Raw genomic sequence first — 20633 nt, forward strand, 5'->3', positions numbered from 1 at the left:
GGGTGACTTGTGACGCCGATGCAGGGAAGAATGCGGGCAGCAGGCCGGGTCCCCGCACCACCTGGGGCGGCCTGTCCGCGTACCCGCAGCTGAGCTGCCGATCCCGGTGCAACCGATCAGCCGGGGGGCGCGTAATTCGGGGTGGAGGGGCCGGTCCGAGGACCAGGACGGCCCACAGGACGGGCCGAGGAGCAGCGGGTGACGACCTTCAACGAGCGTGCCGGTCTCGATGGGCAGGGGCCGACCGGCGCCGCCTATCCCGGGACCGGGACGGGGGCCTCGGCATCCGAGTTCCGGCGGGGGGCCTCGGGTCTGCACGAACTCGGCGCCGTGGCGGAGCGGGTGCGGGCGTCCGTGGAGAGCGTCATCGAGGGCAAGCCGGAGGCGGTCCGCGTCGCGCTGACCGTGATGCTGGCCGAGGGCCATCTGCTGATCGAGGATGTGCCCGGGGTCGGCAAGACGATGCTGGCCAAGGCGCTGGCCCGGTCGGTGGACTGCACGGTGCGCCGCATCCAGTTCACCCCGGACCTGCTGCCGTCGGATGTCACCGGGACCAATATCTTCGACCAGAACCGCCGGGACTTCGAGTTCCGGCCGGGCGCCATCTTCGCCCAGATCGTGGTCGGCGACGAGATCAACCGCGCCTCGCCGAAGACCCAGTCGGCGCTGCTGGAGTCCATGGAGGAGCGTCAGGTCACCATCGACGGCACCAGCTATGAGCTGCCGTCGCCGTTCATGGTGATCGCCACCCAGAACCCGGTGGAGATGGAGGGCACCTACCCGCTGCCGGAGGCGCAGCGGGACCGCTTCATGGCCCGGATCTCCATCGGCTACCCGGGAGCCGAGGCCGAGTTGGCGATGCTGGACACCCACGGCGGCGCCTCCCCGCTGGACGACCTCCAGCCGGTGGCGCACGCCCATGACATCCTCAAGCTGGTCGACGCGGTGCGCGCGGTGCATGTCGCCGACACCGTGCGCCGCTACGCGGTGGACCTGGTGGCCGCCACCCGTACCTCCCCCGAACTGCGGCTCGGCGCCTCGCCCCGGGCCACCCTGCACCTGCTGCGCGCCGCCCGCGCCTCCGCCGCCCTGGAGGGGCGCGACTACGTCCTGCCGGATGACGTCCAGATGCTCGCGGTGCCGGTGCTGGCCCACCGCCTGCTGCCGACCGCCGAGACCCAGCTGAGCCGCCGCAGCAGCGAGCAGGTGGTCCGCGACCTGGTGCAGCGGCTGCCCATCCCGCGCCCGCTCGGGGACCAGAGCGCCGCGCTGCGGAGGGGCTGAGGTGGCCCCGAAGGGCCCGGACAACCCCTCGGGTCTCCGTACCGGTCTGCGCGGGCTGACCACCCGGGGCCGCTCCTTTCTCGCGGCCGGTCTCACCGCCGTGCTCTGCTCCTATCTGCTGGGGCAGGACGCCCTGCTGCGGGTCGGCATCCTGCTGGCCGTGCTGCCGGTGGCCTCCGCCGTCCTGCTGCTGCGCACCCGCTACCGGGTCGCCAGCGGCCGGCGGCTGACCCCGCACCGGGCGCCGGCCGGTCAGGAGGCGCGGGTGCATCTGCGGGTGGACAACGTCTCCCGGGTGCCCACCGGCCTGCTGATGCTGGAGGACCGGGTGCCGTATGTGCTGGGCCCGCGCCCCCGCTTCGTCCTGGACCGGGTGGAGCCGCGCGGCCACCGCGAGGTCTCCTACCGGGTCCGCTCCGACCTGCGCGGCCGCTATCCGCTGGGGCCGCTCCAGCTGCGGCTCTCCGACCCGTTCGGGATGTGCGAGCTGACCCGCGCCTTCACCACCGCCGACATCCTCACCGTGGTGCCGCAGGTGCAGCCGCTGCCGCCGGTCCGGCTGCCCGGGGAGTCCGGCGGCTACGGCGACAGCCGCTCCCGGGCGGTGGCGCTGGCCGGTGAGGACGACGTGGTGCCGCGCGGCTACCGGCACGGCGACGACCTGCGGCGGGTGCACTGGAAGTCCACCGCCCGCTACGGCGAGCTGATGGTGCGCCGCGAGGAGCAGCCGCTGCGGTCGCGCGCCACGGTGCTGCTGGACACCCGCGACATCGGGCACCGGGGTACCGGTCCGGGCTCCTCCTTCGAGTGGGCGGTCTCCGCCGCCGCCTCGGTGGCCGTGCACCTGCTGGAGCGCGGCTATGCGGTGCGGCTGCTCACCGACACCGGCCTGTCGGTGCCGGAGGCGGGCGCCGCGCACACCGGCGGTGCGGTCTCCGAGGTGTCCGGGCTGCTGCTGGACACGCTGGCGGTGGTGCAGCTGTCGGACGGCGCCGGGCTGGCCCGCGCCGAGGAGGTGCTGCGGCTCGGCGGCGAGGGGCTGCTGGTGGCCGTCCTGGGGTCGCTGGACGAGGAGCAGGCGGCCCGGCTCGGCCGACTGCGCCGCCGTACCGGCGCCGCCGTCGCCTTCCTGCTGGACACCGGGACCTGGACCGGCCTGCGGCATGTCCTGCCCGCCGTACCCGCCGCCGAGGTGGACACCGGGGAGCGGCTGCTGCGCGAGTCCGGCTGGACCGTGCTGCGGGCCGGTGCCGGGGACTCCGCCGCCACGCTGTGGCGGCTGGCCGACCGCGACGCCCAGCCGGGCCCGGGAGGAGGGGGCGGCATGCCGAGCTTCTCCGGGGGCGCGGCACCGCGGACCGAGGGAGAGGGGGGTCCGGCGTGACGGGCCGTACCCGGCTGACGCTGTGCTCGGCGGCGGCCGTACTGCTGGTGTCCTTCTGCCTGGCGCCGCTGGTCTCCCCGGCGGGCTGGCTGCTGCACGCCGCCTTCCTGGTGGGGGTGATGGCGGGGGCCGGTGCGCTCGTCCGGCGGCTGGCGCTGCCCCGCCCGCTGGTGGTCGCGGCCCAGCTGGTGGTGCTGCTGTACCTGCTGGTGCTGGGCTTTGCGCGCGGCGCGGCGCTGTACGGGCTGCTGCCCGGACCGGCCGCGCTGAACGCGCTGAGCCAGGTGCTGCGCAACGGCTTCGACGACATCAACGTCTATGGGACGCCTGCCCCGGACACCGCCGGGCTGCGGCTGGTGCTGGTCGGCTCGGTGGCCCTGATCGCGGTGGCGGTGGACGCCCTCGCCGTCACCTACCGCCGGGCGGCCCTCGCCGGGCTGCCGCTGCTGGCGCTGTACTCGGTGGGGTCCGGCCTCGGTGACCGGGGTCCGTCCTGGCTGTGGTTCCTGCTGGCCGCCGGCGGCTATCTGACGGTGCTCTTCGCCGAGGGCCAGGACCGGCTCTCCCGCTGGGGGCGGGTCTTCCACGGCCCCCGCCGCAGCGGCGCCGGGCCGACCCCGCTCACCCGCTCCGGGCACCGGATCGGCGTGGTGGCACTGGCCGTCGCGCTGCTGGTGCCGGTCTTCCTGCCCGGTCTGGGCGACGGCCTGGTCGGCGGCGGCTTCGGCCATGGGCACGGCAAGGGCGGCGGCACCATCACCGCCATCAACCCGGTGGTCTCCCTCCAGGCGGACCTCAACCGCCCGGCCAACATCGAGCAGCTGCGCTACACCACCACCTCACGGCACGCCGGGGACATGTACATCCGGGTCGCGGTGTCCGACGAGTTCAACGGCGTCGACTGGAAGCCCTCCCAGCAGAAGGTCGAGGACGTACCGTCGCCTCTGCCGAACCCGACCGGGCTCTCCGGCGCGGTCGACCGCGCCGAGGTCACCACCCGGATCGCGATCGGCAACCATCTGAGCCAGGAGTGGCTCCCCATGCCCTACCCGGCCTCCCAGGTCGACGTGGACGGCAGCTGGCGGTTCGAGCCCAACAGCCGGACCCTGGTGGGCGACAACGGGCAGAAGACCCTCGGACTGACGTATGTGGTCCGGAGCCTGGAGCTGGAGCCCAGCGCGGAGCAGCTGCGCGACGCCCCGGCGCCGCCCGACGACATCGCCCAGCGCTACCTCCGGCTGCCCGCCGACCTGCCGCCGGTGGTGCGCTCCACCGCGCTCCAGGTGACCAAGGACGCCGCCACCCCGTACGACAAGGCGGTGGCGCTCCAGGACTGGTTCGCCCACTCCGGCCAGTTCACCTATGACACCGAGGTGGAGGCCGGCACCGGCGTCAACGCCATCACCAGGTTCCTCCGCGACAAGGAGGGCTTCTGCGTGCACTTCTCCGCCACCATGGCGGCGATGGCACGGGCGCTGGGCATCCCCGCCCGGGTGGCGGTGGGCTTCACCTCGGGCAGCCTCGAATCCGGCGACACCTGGGTGGTGGGCAGCAAGGACGCCCACGCCTGGCCCGAGCTGTACTTCGAGGGGGCCGGCTGGCTGCGCTTCGAGCCCACGCCCAGCCGGGGCACCACCCCCGACTACGCCGAGGAGCAGGCCCCGGCCACGCCCGGCGGCGACCGGCAGGAGCCGGCGCCCAAGCCGTCCAGCCGGCCGTCGGCCGGACCGAGCGCCGACCCGTCGTGCGTCGGCAAGGAGCGGCAGCTGGGCGAGTGCGGCGGTGACCAGGCGGCCGTGCGGCCGGGCGCCCCGCAGCAGTCGTCCTGGCCGACCGCCGGTCTGCTGGCGGGCATCGGGCTCGGGGGCTGCTGCTGGCGCTGCTGCTCACCCCGATGGTGTGGCGGGCCCGGGTGCGCAGGGCCCGGCTGCGGCCGGGGTCCGGCAGCGGGTCCGGCGGCGGGGGCGCGGCTGTCCAGTCGGCGGAGCTGACGGACGCGCAGGTGCTCGCCGCCTGGCAGGAACTGGTGGACTCGGCCTGGGACCTGGGCATCACCCCGGACGACGCGGAGACCCCGCGCCGCACCGTCACCCGGATCGCGGCGGCGGCGCCGCTGGAGGGCGAGCCCCGGGAGGCGGCCGGGCGGGTGGCGCTGGCCACCGAGCAGGTGCTGTACGCCCGTACCGCGCAGCCCTCCCCCGAGCTGGGCCGGGATGTCCGCACGGCCAGCGAGGGCCTGCGGGTCGCGGCCGGACGGCGGGCCCGGGTGCGGGCGGTGCTGCTGCCGCCGTCGTCGGCGCGGCTGGCCTGGCGGGTCGCGGACCGGTTCGCGGCCGGGCGGGAAACGGTGCAGGAGGCCGCGTGGACGGTGCGGCGGAGAACGGCCGCCGCCGTCGGCAGGCTGCTGTGGTGGCGGCGGCGGCGCGGCTGAGAGATGGGCTTGCGCCCGCGAGGGACGTGAAGGGCATGTGAAGGCGGCGGGTGGACAGAGTGTCTCTGTCCACCCGCCGCCTTCACATCGGATCGGCGATCGCGGTGCCCGTCAGGGGCCCTGCTGCTCGTCGCGGCGCCGCTGCCAACGCTGCTCGATGCGGTCCATCATCCCGGCCCGGCGACGCGCGGCGGGTGCTGGGCGGGAGCCGTCGCCACCACCGCGCGGTACGCGCTTCCATCCGGTGACGACCAGGACGGCACACCCCAGCATCACCAGGAAGCCGATCACACTCACCGGCACGATCTGGGCGACCATGCCCCCCATCAGGAGGCCGATACCCACCACAAACCCCACGGCGGCCAGGTAGACACGCCGGCGGGTGTAGGTGCGCAGTCCGGTTCCCTCAAGCGCTGTCGCGAACTTGGGATCTTCGGCGTACAGCGCTCGCTCCATCTGCTCGAGCAGTCGCTGCTCGTGCTCCGAGAGCGGCACGGAGTCCTCCTACTCGTCGGTCGCGGGGGCGACCGCCGCCACCCCTGACGGGGTGGCGAGTCCCTTCAGGATAGGCAGGGAGTCGCCTCCGTGGAACCCACCCCAGTGCAGACAGCTACGGCGCGGATCCGGACGGTTGCGACTCCGCCATGCCATCCGGGCCCTGATGTGGTCCATATGCCCCATGCACCTGGCTGTCATGCTTCGTTGCTTTACCCAGATCATACGGTCCGCCGACCTCTTGTGAAGGCGCCGGTCGAAGGTGCGTTGGACCACTCTCCCGTGGGATCCCCCGCAGGGTGCACCGCTGACCCTCCAACGGGCGGGGCGGCCCGGGCGTGCCCGGCCTGACCGGCGGGATCGGAGCCGCCGCGGCCGAGCAGGCTTGCGGGCCGGACGGCACCGTCGCCGAACCGGCGGCTGACCGCGTCCACGGTCCGCTCCAGCTCGCGCCAGCCGTGCTCCCGCTCGCCCAGGGCGGGCTGCACGGCGAGGCCGCCGGCGGCGACCAGACCCTCGGCGCGCACCCCCACCAGGCGGATGCGGGCCCGCTGGAGATGGAGCCCCCGGTGCAGCGCGGCGGCTGCCGCGTAGAGGTCACGGGCCAGGTCGACCGGTTCGGGCAGGGTGCGGGAGCGGGTGAGCGTGCTGCTCCCCGCCCGGGTGCCGGGGGCCGTACGGGACGTGCTGAAGCGGACCTTGAGGGTGACGGTGCGGGCCGCCAGGTGCGCGGCGCGCAGCCGGGCCGCCGTGGCACCGGCCAGCGCCAGCAGGGTGCGCTCGACCGTCTCCGGGTCGTCGGTGTCGGCGGGGTAGGTGTGCTCCGCGCCCAGGCTGCGCTCGGCGCGGTGCGGCACCACCGGCCGCTCGTCGATGCCCTGGGCGAAGCGGTGCAGCTGGTCTCCGGCGGCGGCGCCCAGCATCCGCCGCAGGGTGGCGCGGGGGGTGTCGGCCAGGTCGGCGACGGTGTGCAGGCCGAAGCGGTGCAGCAGCTCGGCGGTGCGCTCGCCGACCCCGGGCAGGCCGGTGGCGGGCAGCGGGCGCAGAAAGCCGGGCACCTCGGCCGGGGGCACCGCCCGCAGGCCGTCCGGCTTGGCGGTGGTGGCGGCCAGCTTGGCGACCAGCTTGCTGGGGCCGATGCCGACGGAGGCGGTGATGCCCTGCTCGGTGGCGATCCCGGCCCGGATGCGCCGGGCCAGGTCGACCGGGCCGCCCGGGACTCCGGCCAGGTCGAGGTATGCCTCGTCCAGGGAGACCGGCTCGACCCTGCGGGCCAGGGCGTGCAGCAGCTCCATCACCCCGGCCGAGGCGAGGGCGTACTCCTCGTGGTCGGGCGGCAGCAGTACGGCCTGCGGGCAGAGTCGGCGGGCCCGGCCGACCGGCTGACCGGCGTGCACACCGCAGGCGCGGGCGTCGTAGGTCGCGGAGAGCACCACGCCGCGCGGACCGGCGGAGCCGACGACGACGGGGCGGCCGTGCAGCTCGGGGCGGCGGCGCAGCTCGACCGAGGCGTAGAAGGCGTCAAGGTCGACCAGCAGGACGGCGGCGGTCATGACGCCACCGCCGTCCGGGCTGTACCGGCTGTCCCTGGCGTACCAGCCGTCCCTGGCGTGGGGGCCGTCCCCGGCGTGGGGGCCGTCGCCGGCGTGCAGGCCGCCCCCGGCGTGGGGGCCGTGCCCGGCGGGCCCGGTGTGGGGGCTGTCCGGTGGGTGGGGCTAGCGGAGTTCGGCGAGCAGATGCAGCTGGGTGGCCACGGCGTGGAAGGCGGGCTGCTGGGCAGCGGCCTCCTCCAGCCTGAGCAGCGCCTCCAGGGCGCCGGGCTCGCTGTCGACCAGCACCCCGGGGACGAGGTCGGCGAAGACCCGGATGCCGTGGACGGAGGACACATGCAGCCCGGCGGCGTCGGCCAGTCGGCGCAGCTCGTCGGCGGTGAAGCGGCGCGGCATCGGGTCGCCTGCGCCCCAGCGGCCCGACTCGCCCTCCAGGGCGTGCCGAGCCTCGGTGAAGTGGCCGGCGATGGCGCGGGCGAGGACGGCGCCGTCGCGGTTGGCCGCGAGCAGGCTGACCAGGCCGCTCTTGCGGAGCACCGCGGTGAGGCAGCCCAGGGCCTCGGCCGGGTCGTCCACCACCTCCAGCACGCCGTGGCAGAGCACCACATCGGTGCTGCCGGGCTCGACCAGGTCGGCCAGGGTCTGGGTGTCGCCCTGCACGGCGTGGACCAGGTCGGTGACCCCGGCCTCGGCGGCGCGGCGCTCCAGCGCGAAGAGGGCGTCGGGGCTGGGGTCGACCACGGTGACGCGGTGGCCGAGGCGGGCGACGGGCACGGCGAAGTTGCCGGTGCCGCCGCCGGTGTCCAGTACATCGAGCACCGGGCGGTCCTGCTCCGCGGCCCGGCGGTCGAGGGCTTCGCGCAGCACCTCCCAGACCACGGCGGTACGCAGGGAGCTGCGGGGACGCGTCGGGTACACGGAAGGACTCCTCGGCACGGCGGGGCGGGACGGCTCCACCTTAGAACGTCCGGGCGGGCGGCGGTGCGCCACGCGGCGGCGCAGGTCAAGGGGCAGGTCGCGGCGCGGCTCATCCCGGGCTCCCGGGGCTGGAGTGCCACAGCTTGCGCGGGGCGTCCTTGACCGGTTCGCCCGGGGGCCGCAGGTCGGCGTACGGGGACTGGCGGAAGCCGCTGGGGTGGACCAGCACCCGGTGTCCGGTCGGCCCGGCCGAAGCGGTGGCGGGCTGGGGCGGGGCGGCGAGCAGATCCCGTACGGCGGCGATGCCGTGCTGCTGCCACAGCCCGTGCAGGGCGGCCAGGTCCCAGGCGGCGCTCGCGGTGAGGGAGACGCCGCGCAGGCCGGTGCGGCGGACGGTGCCCCGGGCCAGCAGCAGCCAGGAGTGGAAGACGGTGGCGGCGTACGACTGCTGGGCGCGCTCGAAGAAGGCCAGGTCGATCGGGCCGGTGGCGTCGTCCAGGGTGGCGAAGACGACCCGGGTGCCGGTGCGCACCGGCGGGGTCTGGGTGGCCACCTTCACCCCGGCGACCAGGATCTCGGCGCGGTTGCGGGTGCGCAGCAGGTCGCGGGCGCGGGTGACGCCGAGTTCGGCGAGGAAGGGCTCGTAGAGGGCGATGATGTGGCTGCTCCAGTCCAGGCCGAGGACCTCGATCTCGGCCCGGACCCGCTCCTCGTCGGTGACCGGGGGGAGGCCGCCGCGCCGTGCCCGGTCGGGGTGTTCGACACCGGTCGGGGCGCCCTCGATGGCGAGCTGGCCGGGCCCGGGGGTGCGGGCTCCGGTGCGGGGGCGGGTGCGGTCGGGCTCCATGGCGTCGAGCAGCAGGTCGCGGCGGGTGCGGCCGTCGGGGCCGGGGGTGTCGCCGGGGCCGATCCCGTGCAGCGGGTCCAGGGCGCCGACGTGCACCAGGCGCTCCAGCGTGGGCTGGGAGGGCTGGGCGCGGTGGCGGAAGTCGGCGAGCGAGGTGTAGGGGGCGCCCTCCCTGGCGGCGGTGATGCGGGCGGTCTCGGCGTCGCTGATGCCCTTGACGTCGGCGAGGCCGATGCGGATGCCCAGGGTGCCGTCGGCGGTGCGCTCCACCCGGTAGTCGGCGTGCGAGGCATTGACGTCGGGGCCCAGCACGGGGATGCCGAGCTGCCGGGCGTCGTCCAGGATCAGCCGCTTGGGGTACATCCCCGGGTCATGGGTGAGGACGCCGGCCAGGAAGGCCGCCGGGTGGTGGGCCTTGAGCCAGGCGGACTGGTAGGTGGGCAGGGCGAAGGCGGCGGCGTGCGCCTTGCAGAAGCCGAAGGAGGCGAAGGCCCGCAGCACCTCCCAGACCCGCTCCACCACGGCGCGGGGGTAGCCGCGCCGGTCGGCGGCGGTGGTGAACCAGTCGCCGACGGCGGTCTGCCCGCCGGGGCTGCCCAGGGCGCGGCGGGCCTCGTCGGCGCGGGCGAGCGAGCAGCCGGTGAGCACGGCGACGGTCCTGATGACCTGCTCGTGGAAGACGACCACGCCCTCGGTCTCGGCGAGCACGGGCTCCAGGTCGGGGTGCGGGTACTCGGCCCGCGTCCAGCCCTGGCGGGCGTTGAGGAAGGGGGTGACCATGTCGCTCTTGACCGGGCCGGGGCGGAAGAGCGAGATGTCGACGATCAGGTCCTCGAAGGTCTGCGGGCCGAACTTGCCGATCAGCTCGCGCTGCCCGGGGGATTCGATCTGGAAGCAGCCCAGGGTGCGGGTGGAGCGGATCAGCTCGAAGGCGGCGGGGTCGTCGTGGGGGACGGCGTCCAGGTCGACGTCGGTCTGCTCGGTGCGGGCTATCTCGGTGAGGGCATACGCCATGGCGGACTGCATCCGCACGCCGAGGACGTCCAGCTTGAGCAGGCCGATCTCCTCCACGTCGTCCTTGTCGAACTGGCTCATCGGGAAGCCCTGGGCGCTGATCTCGGCCGGGGTGAGGTCGCGCAGCCGCTGGTCGGAGAGGAGGATGCCGCTGGGGTGCAGGGCGATGTGGCGGGGCAGCCCGTCCAACTTCTCCACCAGGTCGAAGAGGACGGCGAACAGGCCCTCGTCCAGCCGGGAGGAGCGCAGCTCCGGCAGGTCGCGCAGGGCGGCGCGGACGTCGCGGGCGCGGAGGTGCGGGAATGCCTTGGCGGCGGCGTCGATCTCCTCGGGCGGCAGGCCGAGGGCGGCGCCGACGTCGCGTACGGCGTGCCGGGCGCGGTAGGTCTCCTGCATGGAGACGCAGAGGGTGCGGGCGGGCCCGAACCGCTCCAGCAGCCGTTGGTACACCTCGGTGCGGCGGGCGGACTCCACGTCCAGGTCGATGTCGGGCAGTGCGGTGCGCCGCTCGGAGAGGAACCGCTCCATCAGCAGGCCGTGCCGCAGGGGGTCCACGCCGGAGACGCCGAGCAGGTGGTTGACCAGGCTGCCGGCGCCGGAGCCCCGGGCGGCGCAGCGGATGCCCAGGCCCCGGACCATCTCCACGACCTCGGCGACGGTGAGGAAGTACGCCTCGTAGCCGAGGCGGCGGATGAGGGCGAGTTCGCCGTCCAGCCGGTCGCGGGCGGCCGGACCTCCGGCGGCGGAGCCGTAGCGGCGGACCAGTCCGGCCTCGCAGCGGGCGCGCAGTTCGGCGGCGGCGCGCTCCGGGGCGACCCCGAGGACGGCCGGTTCGGGCATCCGCACCGATCCGAAGCCGAGGTGGGCATAGGGGTCGAGGGCGAGGCCGGCGGCGAGGTCGGCGGTGCCGGTGAGCAGGCTGCGGGCCTCGGCGGGGCCGTATCCGGCGGCGCGGGCGACCTCCTCGGCGACCACGGCCATCTCGGCGGCGGACTTGAGGTGGCCTTCGGCGTTGGCCCGGTCGCGGTGGCGGCGGTCCAGCGGGACCAGGCGGCGGGCGGCGTCCAGGATGTCGGCGACGGGGGCGTCCTCGGGGCGGGCGTGGCGGACGGCGTTGGTGAGGACGGCGGGCAGGCCGGCCTCGGTGGCCAGGCCGAGCATCCGGGCGGCGACGGGCAGCGCATGGGGGTGGCCCGGCGGTGCCAGGTGGTGGACCACCTCGACGGCGAGGTCGGCGCCGCAGGCCCGCTCGCGCCAGCGGCGCAGCAGTGCGCGGGCCAGGTCGGGGCGGCCTGCGGCGGCGGCGCGGCCGACATCGGAGCCGGGGCCGAGCAGTACCAGCAGGTCGCCGTCCAAGGCGTCGGCGGCGGCCAGTTGACGGGTGATCGTCTCGGGGGTGATGGCGGGCCTGCGGCGGACGGCCGCCGGGTCGGCGGCGGGGCGGCCAGGTCGGCGGCGGAGGCCAGGTCGGCGCCGTGGGCGGCGCTGACCAGTCGGCACAGGGCGCCCCAGCCCGCCCGGCCGCCACGGGCCAGCACGGTGACCCTGGGCAGCCGGGGGTCGACGGCCCGGCCGCCGCGGGCGGGGGTGGTGGCGGGCGGGGGTTGGGGGCCGTCCGGCCGTACGGCGAGGTCGGCGCCGAGGACGGGGCGTATCCCGGCCCGGTCGCAGGCCCTGGCGAAGCGCACGGCGCCGTAGAGGCCGTCGCGGTCGGTGAGGGCGAGCAGCGGCATGGAGAGTTCGGCGGCGCGCTCGACCAGGACCTCGGGTGCGGAGGTCCCGTACTGGAGCGAGTGGCCGGACGCCACATGCAGATGGGTGAAGGAGTCGGTGGTGCTCAAGGGGACTCCCGTGGAGAGGGTGCGGGTCGGGGGTTCAGCCGGTCCTGGGCATCGGGGGGCCTCCTCCCTCCCCGGCGTCGCGGCTGTCGAAGTCGTCGAAGTCGTCAAAGTCGTCGAAGTCGTCGGGGTCGCCGGGGTTGTCGGGGTCCCCGAGGTCCCCGAGCGGGAGGGCGGGGGCGGGTACGGCGGGCCGCAGCGAGAGCAGCCGCTCGACGATCCGCAGGAAGAGCGCGGTGTTGCGGACCAGGTCGTCGGCGTCGCGCGGGCTGGCGGCGCCCTGGATACCGGCCTCGGCGGCGGCGCGCTTGCGGGCGCCGGCGGCGAAGTACACCGCCCACTCGGCCAGTTCGGGGGCGACCTCGGGCAGCACCTCCCAGGCGCTGCGGATGGCCTTGCGCCGCCGGGGGTTCTTCTCCGGGCGGCCGCGCACGGCGAGTACGGCGGCTGAGGTGCGCAGCGCCGCGAGGTGGGCGGCGGCATAGCGCTCCAGGGGGTCCTCGCAGGCGCGGGCCCCGGCCAGGGTGCGGTGGGCCTGGGTCAGCAGGTCCAGGGCGGCGGGCGGGGCGGCGGCCCTGCGCAGCACGGGGTGGACGTCGGACGGGCGCCGGTAGGGGACGCCATAGCCGCCGACCGGCCGACCGGACTGCTGCTGTGGCTGTGGCTGCTGCGGCAACTGCGGCTGAGGGAAGATCCCGTCGGGCGGGCCGCCGCCCAGGCGGAGGATGCGGGCATCGCCACCGGCGATCGTCATCTGCTCCGCCCCCCTCAGTCCGTGGTCCGGGTGAGGGTCCACCGGCCCGCCTCCGGGTCGCGGCTGAGCTCGTACACGCCCACCGCGAAGGCCCGGCCGGGGCTGGCCTCGACCCGCCAGACCTCCCGCTCGGTACGGATGCAGCGGCCGAGCGCCGAGGTGGGCGGCGCCTCGGCCACCGGCCGGGTGCGCCCGGCGGCGCCGGACGCGCCGATCCGCCGGGCCTCCTCCCACCATGGCCCGCTCTCCTTCCAGTGGCCGAGCACCTCCCGCACCGCGTAGACCCGGTCGCGCCAGAGGAAGTGCGTGGGCCTGTCGCCGGTGCCCCGGACCTCGACCGGGTCCGCATGCCGCCTGGTCATCGTGCCTCCTTGCTGGTCCTCGTGCCGACCTCCCTTGTTCGAACTTTCGTTCGAACATTGCCAGGGTAACCCCCTGCGCGGACTTCGCGTCAACGCCATTCCCCTCCTCGGCCTGCTGCTACGGACCCGGATGGCCCGCACCTCCCCCATGGTGAACGGCACCACTGACAACACCCCCGGAGCGGAGCTATATTTGAACTGACCAGTCAGTCTAAAAGTGAGGGAAGAGACGATGACCGACCCCGAGAGTGGTGCCGCCGTCGCGGCCCGGGCCCTCTCCCTGCGCGGCCCGCGCGGCTGGGTCTACCGAGGGGTGGACTTCACCGCCCGGCCCGGCACCCTGATCGCCGTCGAAGGCCCCGCCGGCTCCGGCCGGACCTCGCTCCTGCTCACCCTCGCCGGACGGATGCGCCCCACCGAGGGCAGCGCCACCGTGGACGGGCTGCGGCTGCCCCGGCAGGCGGCGAAGGTACGGCGGATCTCCGCCCTCGGCCCGGTACCCGGCGTCAACCAGCTGGACCCGGCGCTCACCGTCGGCGAGCACATCCGCGAGCGCCGGCAGCTGCACGCCCCGATGCTCTCCCTGCCGGGCCGCCGCGACCAGCAGGTCACCGAGGCCCTGGCCAGGACCGGCTTCGCCGTCGACCGGCTGCCGCACGGCCCGCGCACCCCCGTACGCGACCTGGACGGACTCTGGATGCTGCGGCTGGCCACCGGGCTCGCCCTCACCGGCCGCCCCCGGCTGCTCTGCGTGGACGACACCGACGACCGGCTGCACACCGCCGACCGCGCCGCCGCCTGGCAGCTGCTGCACCAGGTCGCCCGCAGCGGCGTCACCGTACTGGCCGCCACCACCGACGCCGCCGCAGCGGACGGCCTGGCCGGGCTGACGGTGCACCTGCCGGGCGCCACCGAGGAAGCAGCAGCAAAGGACGAGGGAGCAGCCACCGATGCGCGCGTTTAGCCTGGCCCGCCTGGAGCTGCGAAGGTTCGCCCGAGGGCGGCTCCCCCGCGCCGCCATGGTGGCCCTGCTGCTGCTCCCCCTGCTCTACGGCGCCCTCTACCTCTGGTCGTTCTGGGACCCGTACGGCCGCCTGGACAGGCTCCCCGTCGCCCTGGTGAACCAGGACCGCGCCGCCACCGTCCAGGGCACCCGGATCGACGCCGGGCAGCAGCTCACCGAGGAACTGAAGAAGCGTCATGTCTTCGACTGGCGGGAGACCTCCCCGCAGGAGGCCGCAGCCGGTGTCGCCTCCGGCCGCTACTACCTCTCGCTGACCATCCCGCAGGACTTCAGCCGGAACATCGGCTCCAGCGACAGCGACCACCCGGAGCACGGCTCCCTCCAGGTCAGCACCAATGACGCCAACAACTACATCGTCGGCCAGATCTCCCGGTCGGTCTTCACCGAGGTCCGCGCCGCCACCTCCGCCAAGGCGTCCGGCGGCTTCTACGACAGGATCTTCATCGGCTTCTCCGACCTGCACGACCGGACCGCCAAGGCCGCCGAGGGCGCCGACCAGCTCCACTCCGGCGCCGACCAGGCCCACCAGGGCGCGGGCAGGCTCGCCACCGGTACCGGCCAAGCCCACCAGGGCGCCGGCGAACTCGCCGCCGGCAGCAGGGACGCCCGCAGCGGCGCCGACCGGCTCGCCGCCGGCCTCGACCGGGCCAAACAGGGCAGCAGCGCCCTCGCCGGCGGCCTCGCCGACCTCGACCACGGCGCGCAGCAGCTCGCCTCCGGCAGCAAGGAGGCCGCCGCCGGGACCCAGCGCCTCGCCGATGCCGTCAACCCGCTCGCCAAGGACGTCTCACCCCTGCTGCACGAGTACCCGGACCAGATCAGCGCCTCCGCCAAGCTGATCGCCGACGCCGCGCACGAGATCTCCGGCAACCTCGCCAAACTGCCCGCCGCCGGCGCCAAGGCCCTCGCCGACGCCCGCGCCGCCGCCGACCGGCTGGACGCCCTCTACGCTCAATGTCGTACTGACGGCACCGACTGCGCCGCCCTGGCCCAGGCCGACCAGGCCGCTCACCAGGTCCTGGACACCGCCCGGCAGCTGGACGCCGCCGTCCAGCGGATGGCCCCCCGGCTGGACGAGCTGGCGGCCGACGCCACCCGGGTCGAACGGCTCGCCCGGCAGCTCTCCAGGCCCGGCCTCGCCAAGGACTTCGACACCGCCGTCGCCGACGTCAACCGCCTCAACACCGGAGTGCACCGGCTCGCCACCGGGTCCGCCGAACTCAGCAAGGGCACCGGCCAGGCCCTCAGCGGCGCCCGGACCCTCGACACCGGCCTCGCCACCCTCACCGACGGCGCCCGGTCCCTCAGCGGCGGGCTCTACCAGCTCTCCACCGGCGCCCAGCGCCTCGACTCCGGCCTCGCCACCCTGGCCGACGGCGCCCAGCAGCTGGACAGCGGCCTCGGCCGACTCTCCGACGGCTCCGGCACCCTGGCCAGCGGCCTGCACGACGGCGCCGACCAGATCCCCGCGTACGACAAGGCGCAGCGCGACGCCCGCGCCGCCGCCATGAGCGACCCCGTCCAGCTCGCCAGGAACGAGCTCAACAAGGCGCCCAACTACGGCACCGGCTTCGCCCCGTACTTCATCCCGCTCGCCCTCTGGGTCGGCGCCATGGTCAGCTATATGCTGCTGCGCCCGCTCAGCCCCCGGGCGCTGTCCGCCAACGCCCCCTCCTGGCGGATCGCCCTGGCCGGCTGGCTGCCCGCCGCCGGGATCGGCGTCCTCCAGTGCTGCGCCCTGCTGGCGGTACTGCACTGGGGAGTCGGCCTGGAGACCGCGCGCACCGCCGGGGTGGTCGGCTATCTGCTGCTCACCGTGGGCTGCTTCACCGCCGTGATGCAGTGGCTGAACGCCCGCTTCGGCCCGGCCGGACGGCTGCTCGCCCTCGCCCTGCTGATGCTCCAGCTGACCTCGGCCGGAGGCACCTACCCGGTGGAGACCAGCCCCCGGTTCTTCGGCGCCCTGCATCCCTTCCTGCCGATGAGCCATGTGGTCCAGGGTCTGCGCCGGCTGATCAGCGGCGGCGATCTCGGCCCGGTCTGGACCGGCTGCGCGGTACTGGCCGCCTTCCTCGCCGCCGCGCTCGCCCTCACCGCGCTCACCGCCCGCCGCAGGCAGGTCTGGTCGCTCTCCCGGCTCCACCCGGAGCTGGCCCTGTGACCGCCGCCCGCACCCGCGACAATGCCACCATGAGCAGCAGCAGCACGCGACGCGGCGCCACCCGGCAGAAGCTGTACGAGGCGGCCGTGACCCTCATCGCCGAGCAGGGCTTCTCCTCGACCACCGTGGAGGAGATCGCCGACCGTGCCGGGGTCGCCAAGGGCACCGTCTACTACAACTTCGCCAGCAAGACGGAACTCTTCGAGGGGCTGCTGCGGCACGGGGTGGGCCTGCTCACCGACTCGCTGCGCGGCGCGGCGGCCGACCGGCCGCCGCTGGAGGCCCTGGACGCGATGGTCCGGGCCGGGCTGGAGTTCATCGCCGCCTACCCCTCCTTCGCCCAGCTCTTCGTGGCCGAGACCTGGCGTACCAACCGGGCCTGGCACGACACCCTGCGGCTGCTGCGCGACGAGGCGGTCTCGGTGGTCGCCGACGTGCTCGACGACGCCGTACGCCAGGGCGAACTCGCCCCCGACCTGGACACCCGGCTCACCGCCTCCGCCCTCTTCGGCATGGTCCTGGTGGTGGCCCTGGACTGGCTCGCCTTCCAACCCGAACGCGACATCGCCGACGTGCACGCCGCCCTGGTCCGCCTGCTCCACGGCCGGATCAGCGCCTGACCGCTCTGCCGGGACCGGTCGGCCGCCGCCGGGTTCCGCTCCGCCGCCCCGTGTCGGCGGTGCGGAACCCGCGGTCGGCTCCAGCGCGGCGGTCCCACCCGGCCGGGCCCCCGTGGAGCCCCGCTCCCCCCTCGCCCCCGTGTCCCCCCGTGGGCTCGCGGGCTCCCGTCCCCGGCGGGCGGTGTCCGTCGCGCTCCGGGCGGCCGGTGCCTCGCGGCCCGCCGTCCCGGTGCCACCACTCTCCCGTCCCGCCAGGTCACGGCGTATCCGTCGGACTACTCAAAGCCGCAGCCGAGTACTTCTGAGTACCCGTGCTCACCGGAACCGCCGCTTCCCCGGGAGGCGTCTCCCCCTCACCTACGCTGTGTCGGCGGCAGCACTTCGGAAGCAGGGAGACGGGCGTGTCGATCATCCCGATGATCTTCACCAGCGGATGGGCGAGCGGGATCAACGCCTATGCGGTGGTGCTGCTGCTCGGGCTCTTCGGCCGGTTCGGCGGCGCCGACTCGGTGCCGCCCGCGCTGGAGCGCACCGACGTCCTGATCGCCGCCGCCGTGCTCTTCCTGCTGGAGGTGGTGGCCGACAAGATCCCCTACCTGGACTCCGCCTGGGATGTCGTGCACACCGTGGTCCGCCCGGTGTCCGGCGCCGTCGTCGGCGCGCTGCTGGCCGACCAGGCCGACGGCTCCCTGGGCGAACTCGCCGCCGGGGCGATGGGCGGCACCAGCGCCCTGGTCAGCCACCTCACCAAGGCCGGACTGCGGATGGCGGTCAACACCTCCCCGGAGCCCGCCAGCAATATCGCGGTCAGCCTGCTGGAGGACGCCACCGTCGCCGGTGTCGTCATCCTCGCGGTCTTCCATCCGCTGCTCGCCGCCTCCGTCGCGGGCGTGCTGATGCTCATCGGCATCCTGCTGGTCTGGTTCGCCGTCTCCCGCATCCGCCGCTTCCTCCAGCGCCGCCGCGAACGCCGCACCCAGCGGACCGCCGCCGCCCCCGCACCACCCCCCTACACCGACTCCGGCCCGCCCCGCTGACCACATACCGGCCCAGCCGTCACCCCTGCCGCGCCGTATCCAGCGCCCGCGCAGACACCCGCTCCTCACCCGCACCGCCCCGCCCCGACTCCCCCGCCCGGCCCCGGTCCTCACCCCACCGCCCCGCCCCGACTCCCCACCCGGCCCCGGTCTCCACACCCCACCGCCCCGCCCCGACTCCCCACCCGGCCCCGGTCTCCACACCCGCCGACCCCACCTGGCTCCCCCAGGTCCTCACCCCGACGCCCCGCCCCGACTCCCCCACCCGGCTCCCCTAGGATCGTTGGCCATGGCAAAGATCGTGGTCATCGGTGCAGGCATGGGCGGGCTGGCAGCCGCCGCGCGGCTGGCCACGGTCGGCCATCGGGTGCTGGTGTGCGAGGCGTCCGGGACATACGGGGGCATGGTCGGCCGGTATGAACGGGACGGGTTCGCCTTCGACACCGGGCCGACGCTGCTCACCCTCCCGGCGGTCTACCGCGACCTGGCGCTGAAGACCGGCAAGGAGCGGCTGGAGGACCTGGTCGAACTCTCCCCGGTCGACCCGGAGAGCCGCCATCTGCTGCCGGACGGCACCGAGCTGCTGCTGCCCAATGCCTCCCGAGCCGGGGTGGTGCGGGCGCTGGACGAGGCATTCGGGGCCGGGTCGGGCGAGCGGTGGGGGGCCGTGATGGACCGGGGCCGGCAGGTGTGGGAGGCCACCCGGCGCCCGCTGCTGGAGGAACCGCTCACCGGGGACGCCGCCGCCCTGCACACCGACCCGTACCCGGACCGGCGGAGCACCCTGGGCCGACTGCTCGGCGGCGGCCCCACCCTGGCCCGGGTGGCCCGCCGGGAGCTGGGCGGGCAGCCGGGGCCGTCGGCGCTGCTGGCCGAGTATGCGCTGCGCTTCGGCCTGGACCCGCGCCGGGCCCCGGCGAGCCTCACGGTGGTGCCGTATATGGAGCAGACCTTCGGCGTCTGGTACGTGGCCGGTGGGATGCGGGCGCTGGCCGACGCGGTGTACGCGCGCTGCGAGCGGCGGCGGGCGGAGTTCCTCTTCCACGCGGCGGTCTCCGAGGTGGTGGTGCGGGAGGGCAGGGCCGCCGGGGTGGAACTCTCCGACGGCAGCCGGATCGACGCCGACCTGGTGGTCTCGGCCGTGGATGTGCGGGCGCTGTACGGGCAGCGGCTGGTCGGCGGGGAGCGGCAGGAGCAGTGTCCGCCGCTGCCGGAGCCGCTGTCGGAGCCGCAGCCGGGGCGGTTCACGGTGCTGCTGGCACTGCGCGGCGCCCGCCCCGGGGGGACCGCGCACCGTACGGTCGTCCACGCGGCCGATCCGGCGGACGAGTTGGACGCGCTCTTCGCCCCCGCCGCCCGGCTCTGCGAGCGGCCCACCGTGCAGGTGCTGCGGCCCGACGACCCCGCGCTGCGGCCGGACGGTGGCCATGAGGCCGTCTCGCTGACGGTGACCGTGCCGCGCCACGGGGCGGTGGACTGGGACGCGCCGGGCCGGGCGGAGGAGTACGCGGACCTGGTGCAGGCCCAGGTGGAGGCGGCCGGGCTGGGGTTGCGGGACCGGGTGCTCTGGCGGCAGGTACGCACCCCGGCCGAGGTCGAACGGGAGACCGGGGCGCCGGGCGGTTCGGTACCCGGGCCGGCGCTGGCGGGCGCCGGGGGCGCCTTCCTGGCCGCCCCCAACCGCTCCCCGCTGCCCGGCCTCTATCTGGCGGGCGGCTCGGCGCACCCCGGCGGCGGGCTGCCCCGCGCCGGGATGTCGGCGGCGGTCACCGCGGCCCTGATCGGCACCCCCTGAGCCGCACTTCCCCGGGCTGACCGCCCTCAGCCCGGCAGGTTGTCCTCGGCCCAGCTGGTGAGCTCCTCAAGGGCCGGAAGCAGCGCATGCCCGGACGGGGTCAGGCTGTAGACCACCGCGACGGGCGGCCCCTGCTCGACGGTGCGCCGCACCAGACCGGCCCCGGCCAGTTCGGTGAGCCGGTCGGACAGCACCGAGTCGCTGATGCCCGCCACGGCCCGCTTGAGGTCCGCGAAGCCGGCCGGGCCCTGGATGAGGGTGCCCAGCAGCACGCCGTTCCAGCGCTTGCCGAGGAAGCCGAACGCACGCCTGAGCGCGGCATCGCACGCTCGCGGCTCGTGCTCTTCGCCGCGTCGCCTCTCCATGCCGCCATCCTACCGGGCCTGCTATTCTCGGCACCGTTGCTCGTTTTTTCGAAGTAGCAAGGGAGATGAGAGTACTGTGACCACGGACTCCGGCACCGCCGTACCGCCCGCCCTGGACCTCCTGGACGACGCCGGCCGCGCCCTGCTGTTCACCGAGGCCCGGACGGCGAACAGCTTCGCGCCGACGCCGGTCACCGACGACGAGCTGTCCCGGATATGGGAGCTGGCCAAGTGGCCGCCGACCGCCGCCAACGTCCAGCCGCTGCGCGTGCTGTACGTGCGCACCGACGAGGGGCGCAAGCGGCTGGTCCAGCACCTGAACGAGGGGAACCGGGCCAAGACCGAGTCCGCCCCGGCGGTGGCGGTGCTGGCGATGGACACCCGGTTCCATGACCACATCCCGACGCTGCTGCCGTTCCGGCCGGAGCTGAAGGACGTGTTCGAGGCCCAGGAGGAGATGCGGGAGTCGACCGGTCGCTTCAGCGCGGCGCTCCAGGCCGGCTACTTTGTGCTCGCCGTCCGGGCGCTGGGCCTCGCCGCCGGGCCGATGGGCGGCTTCGACGCCGCCGCGCTCGACGCCGAGTTCTTCCCCGACGGGCAGTGGCGCTCGCTCCTGGTGGTCAACATCGGCCACCCCGGCGAGAACCCCTGGTTCGACCGGCTGCCCCGGCTCGACCACTCCGACGCCCTGCGCTGGGCCTGACCCGCACGACCCGGGGACAGCGCGACCGGAAACAGCGCGACCCGGAATACG

Annotated in this window: 17 protein-coding genes and 1 pseudogene; 10 read left to right on the plus strand and 8 right to left on the minus strand. The window is 75.1% G+C overall.

Going from position 1 to position 20633, the window contains the following annotated elements:
• The first annotated feature begins 312 nt into the window (after positions 1-312).
• From C7M71_RS06150 to C7M71_RS31495, 4 genes are read left to right on the plus strand one after another with little or no spacing between them, the layout of a single operon-like run.
• Complete coding sequence (locus tag C7M71_RS06150; RefSeq protein ID WP_111493809.1) at positions 313-1284, plus strand: AAA family ATPase; 972 nt, start codon at positions 313-315, stop codon at positions 1282-1284.
• A 1-nt stretch (position 1285) separates the two neighbouring features.
• Positions 1286-2668 carry a DUF58 domain-containing protein gene (locus C7M71_RS06155; RefSeq protein WP_111493803.1) on the plus strand — a complete coding sequence of 461 codons (1383 nt, stop codon included), beginning with the start codon at positions 1286-1288 and terminating at the stop codon, positions 2666-2668.
• Entirely contained in the window at positions 2665-4659 is a 1995-nt protein-coding gene (locus C7M71_RS06160) for a transglutaminase family protein (RefSeq protein ID WP_229758566.1), read from the plus strand. The genes C7M71_RS06155 and C7M71_RS06160 overlap by 4 nt, the downstream gene beginning before the upstream one ends.
• An 11-nt stretch (positions 4660-4670) precedes the next feature.
• Complete coding sequence (locus C7M71_RS31495) at positions 4671-5099, plus strand: hypothetical protein (RefSeq protein ID WP_229758567.1); 429 nt, start codon at positions 4671-4673, stop codon at positions 5097-5099.
• Positions 5100-5210: 111 nt separating this feature from the next.
• Here C7M71_RS31495 and C7M71_RS06165 read toward each other — a convergent pair whose 3' ends face one another.
• From C7M71_RS06165 to C7M71_RS06190, 7 genes and pseudogenes are all read right to left on the minus strand, one after another.
• Positions 5211-5594: a DUF3040 domain-containing protein gene (locus C7M71_RS06165; protein WP_111494179.1), complete on the minus strand. Its 384-nt coding sequence runs from the start codon at positions 5592-5594 to the stop codon at positions 5211-5213.
• Positions 5595-5815: 221 nt separating this feature from the next.
• The gene (dinB, locus tag C7M71_RS06170; RefSeq protein ID WP_111494181.1) at positions 5816-7147 is read right to left on the minus strand and encodes a DNA polymerase IV; all 1332 of its coding nucleotides are present in this window, start codon (positions 7145-7147) and stop codon (positions 5816-5818) included.
• 162 nt (positions 7148-7309) lie between these two features.
• Positions 7310-8062 carry a methyltransferase domain-containing protein gene (locus C7M71_RS06175; RefSeq protein WP_162824151.1) on the minus strand — a complete coding sequence of 251 codons (753 nt, stop codon included), beginning with the start codon at positions 8060-8062 and terminating at the stop codon, positions 7310-7312.
• Between the two features lie 109 nt (positions 8063-8171).
• Positions 8172-11423: a DNA polymerase III subunit alpha gene (locus C7M71_RS06180; RefSeq protein WP_407675869.1), complete on the minus strand. Its 3252-nt coding sequence runs from the start codon at positions 11421-11423 to the stop codon at positions 8172-8174.
• A gap of 35 nt (positions 11424-11458) precedes the next feature.
• Positions 11459-11731: pseudogene (locus C7M71_RS33130) on the minus strand (PHP domain-containing protein); the annotation flags it as partial.
• Positions 11732-11798: 67 nt separating this feature from the next.
• Positions 11799-12437, minus strand: a complete 639-nt coding sequence (locus tag C7M71_RS06185) for an SAV_6107 family HEPN domain-containing protein (protein ID WP_407675972.1) — start codon at positions 12435-12437, stop codon at positions 11799-11801.
• A 92-nt stretch (positions 12438-12529) separates the two neighbouring features.
• Positions 12530-12877, minus strand: a complete 348-nt coding sequence (locus C7M71_RS06190) for a DUF6504 family protein (protein ID WP_111494221.1) — start codon at positions 12875-12877, stop codon at positions 12530-12532.
• Positions 12878-13109: 232 nt separating this feature from the next.
• On the opposite strand from C7M71_RS06190, the gene C7M71_RS06195 reads away from it, so the two are divergent.
• The 5 genes from C7M71_RS06195 to C7M71_RS06220 all read left to right on the plus strand — a co-directional run bounded on the left by C7M71_RS06195 (position 13110) and on the right by C7M71_RS06220 (position 19514).
• Positions 13110-13841: an ATP-binding cassette domain-containing protein gene (locus C7M71_RS06195; protein ID WP_111494223.1), complete on the plus strand. Its 732-nt coding sequence runs from the start codon at positions 13110-13112 to the stop codon at positions 13839-13841.
• Complete coding sequence (locus C7M71_RS06200) at positions 13828-16062, plus strand: YhgE/Pip domain-containing protein (RefSeq protein ID WP_111494225.1); 2235 nt, start codon at positions 13828-13830, stop codon at positions 16060-16062. Before C7M71_RS06195 ends, C7M71_RS06200 begins: the two co-directional genes overlap by 14 nt.
• 29 nt (positions 16063-16091) lie before the next feature.
• A complete protein-coding gene (locus C7M71_RS06205; protein WP_111494229.1) occupies positions 16092-16682 on the plus strand; it encodes a TetR/AcrR family transcriptional regulator in 591 nt (196 codons plus the stop codon).
• Positions 16683-17083: 401 nt separating this feature from the next.
• Positions 17084-17719, plus strand: a complete 636-nt coding sequence (locus C7M71_RS06210; protein ID WP_111494227.1) for a DUF4126 domain-containing protein — start codon at positions 17084-17086, stop codon at positions 17717-17719.
• A 289-nt stretch (positions 17720-18008) separates the two neighbouring features.
• Positions 18009-19514: a phytoene desaturase family protein gene (locus C7M71_RS06220; protein ID WP_111493197.1), complete on the plus strand. Its 1506-nt coding sequence runs from the start codon at positions 18009-18011 to the stop codon at positions 19512-19514.
• A gap of 26 nt (positions 19515-19540) precedes the next feature.
• On the opposite strand, the gene C7M71_RS06225 is transcribed toward C7M71_RS06220, so the two are convergent.
• The gene (locus tag C7M71_RS06225; protein ID WP_111493199.1) at positions 19541-19879 is read right to left on the minus strand and encodes a winged helix-turn-helix transcriptional regulator; all 339 of its coding nucleotides are present in this window, start codon (positions 19877-19879) and stop codon (positions 19541-19543) included.
• A 76-nt stretch (positions 19880-19955) separates the two neighbouring features.
• Between C7M71_RS06225 and C7M71_RS06230 the strand changes: the two genes are divergently transcribed.
• Positions 19956-20582: a malonic semialdehyde reductase gene (locus tag C7M71_RS06230; RefSeq protein ID WP_456107172.1), complete on the plus strand. Its 627-nt coding sequence runs from the start codon at positions 19956-19958 to the stop codon at positions 20580-20582.
• The last annotated feature ends 51 nt before the right edge of the window (positions 20583-20633 follow it).

Source organism: Peterkaempfera bronchialis (assembly GCF_003258605.2).
Taxonomy (GTDB): Bacteria; Actinomycetota; Actinomycetes; order Streptomycetales; family Streptomycetaceae; genus Peterkaempfera; species Peterkaempfera bronchialis.

What these genes read in the sequence shown, in the direction of transcription:
- C7M71_RS06200 (WP_111494225.1), top strand. Translation starts at nt 13,828, where the DNA reads ATGCGCGCGTTTAGCCTGGCCCGCCTGGAGCTGCGAAGGTTCGCCCGA.
- C7M71_RS06225 (WP_111493199.1), bottom strand. Translation starts at nt 19,879, where the DNA reads ATGGAGAGGCGACGCGGCGAAGAGCACGAGCCGCGAGCGTGCGATGCC.
- C7M71_RS06220 (WP_111493197.1), top strand. Translation starts at nt 18,009, where the DNA reads ATGGCAAAGATCGTGGTCATCGGTGCAGGCATGGGCGGGCTGGCAGCC.
- C7M71_RS06205 (WP_111494229.1), top strand. Translation starts at nt 16,092, where the DNA reads ATGAGCAGCAGCAGCACGCGACGCGGCGCCACCCGGCAGAAGCTGTAC.
- dinB (WP_111494181.1), bottom strand. Translation starts at nt 7,147, where the DNA reads ATGACCGCCGCCGTCCTGCTGGTCGACCTTGACGCCTTCTACGCCTCG.
- C7M71_RS06195 (WP_111494223.1), top strand. Translation starts at nt 13,110, where the DNA reads ATGACCGACCCCGAGAGTGGTGCCGCCGTCGCGGCCCGGGCCCTCTCC.
- C7M71_RS06190 (WP_111494221.1), bottom strand. Translation starts at nt 12,877, where the DNA reads ATGACCAGGCGGCATGCGGACCCGGTCGAGGTCCGGGGCACCGGCGAC.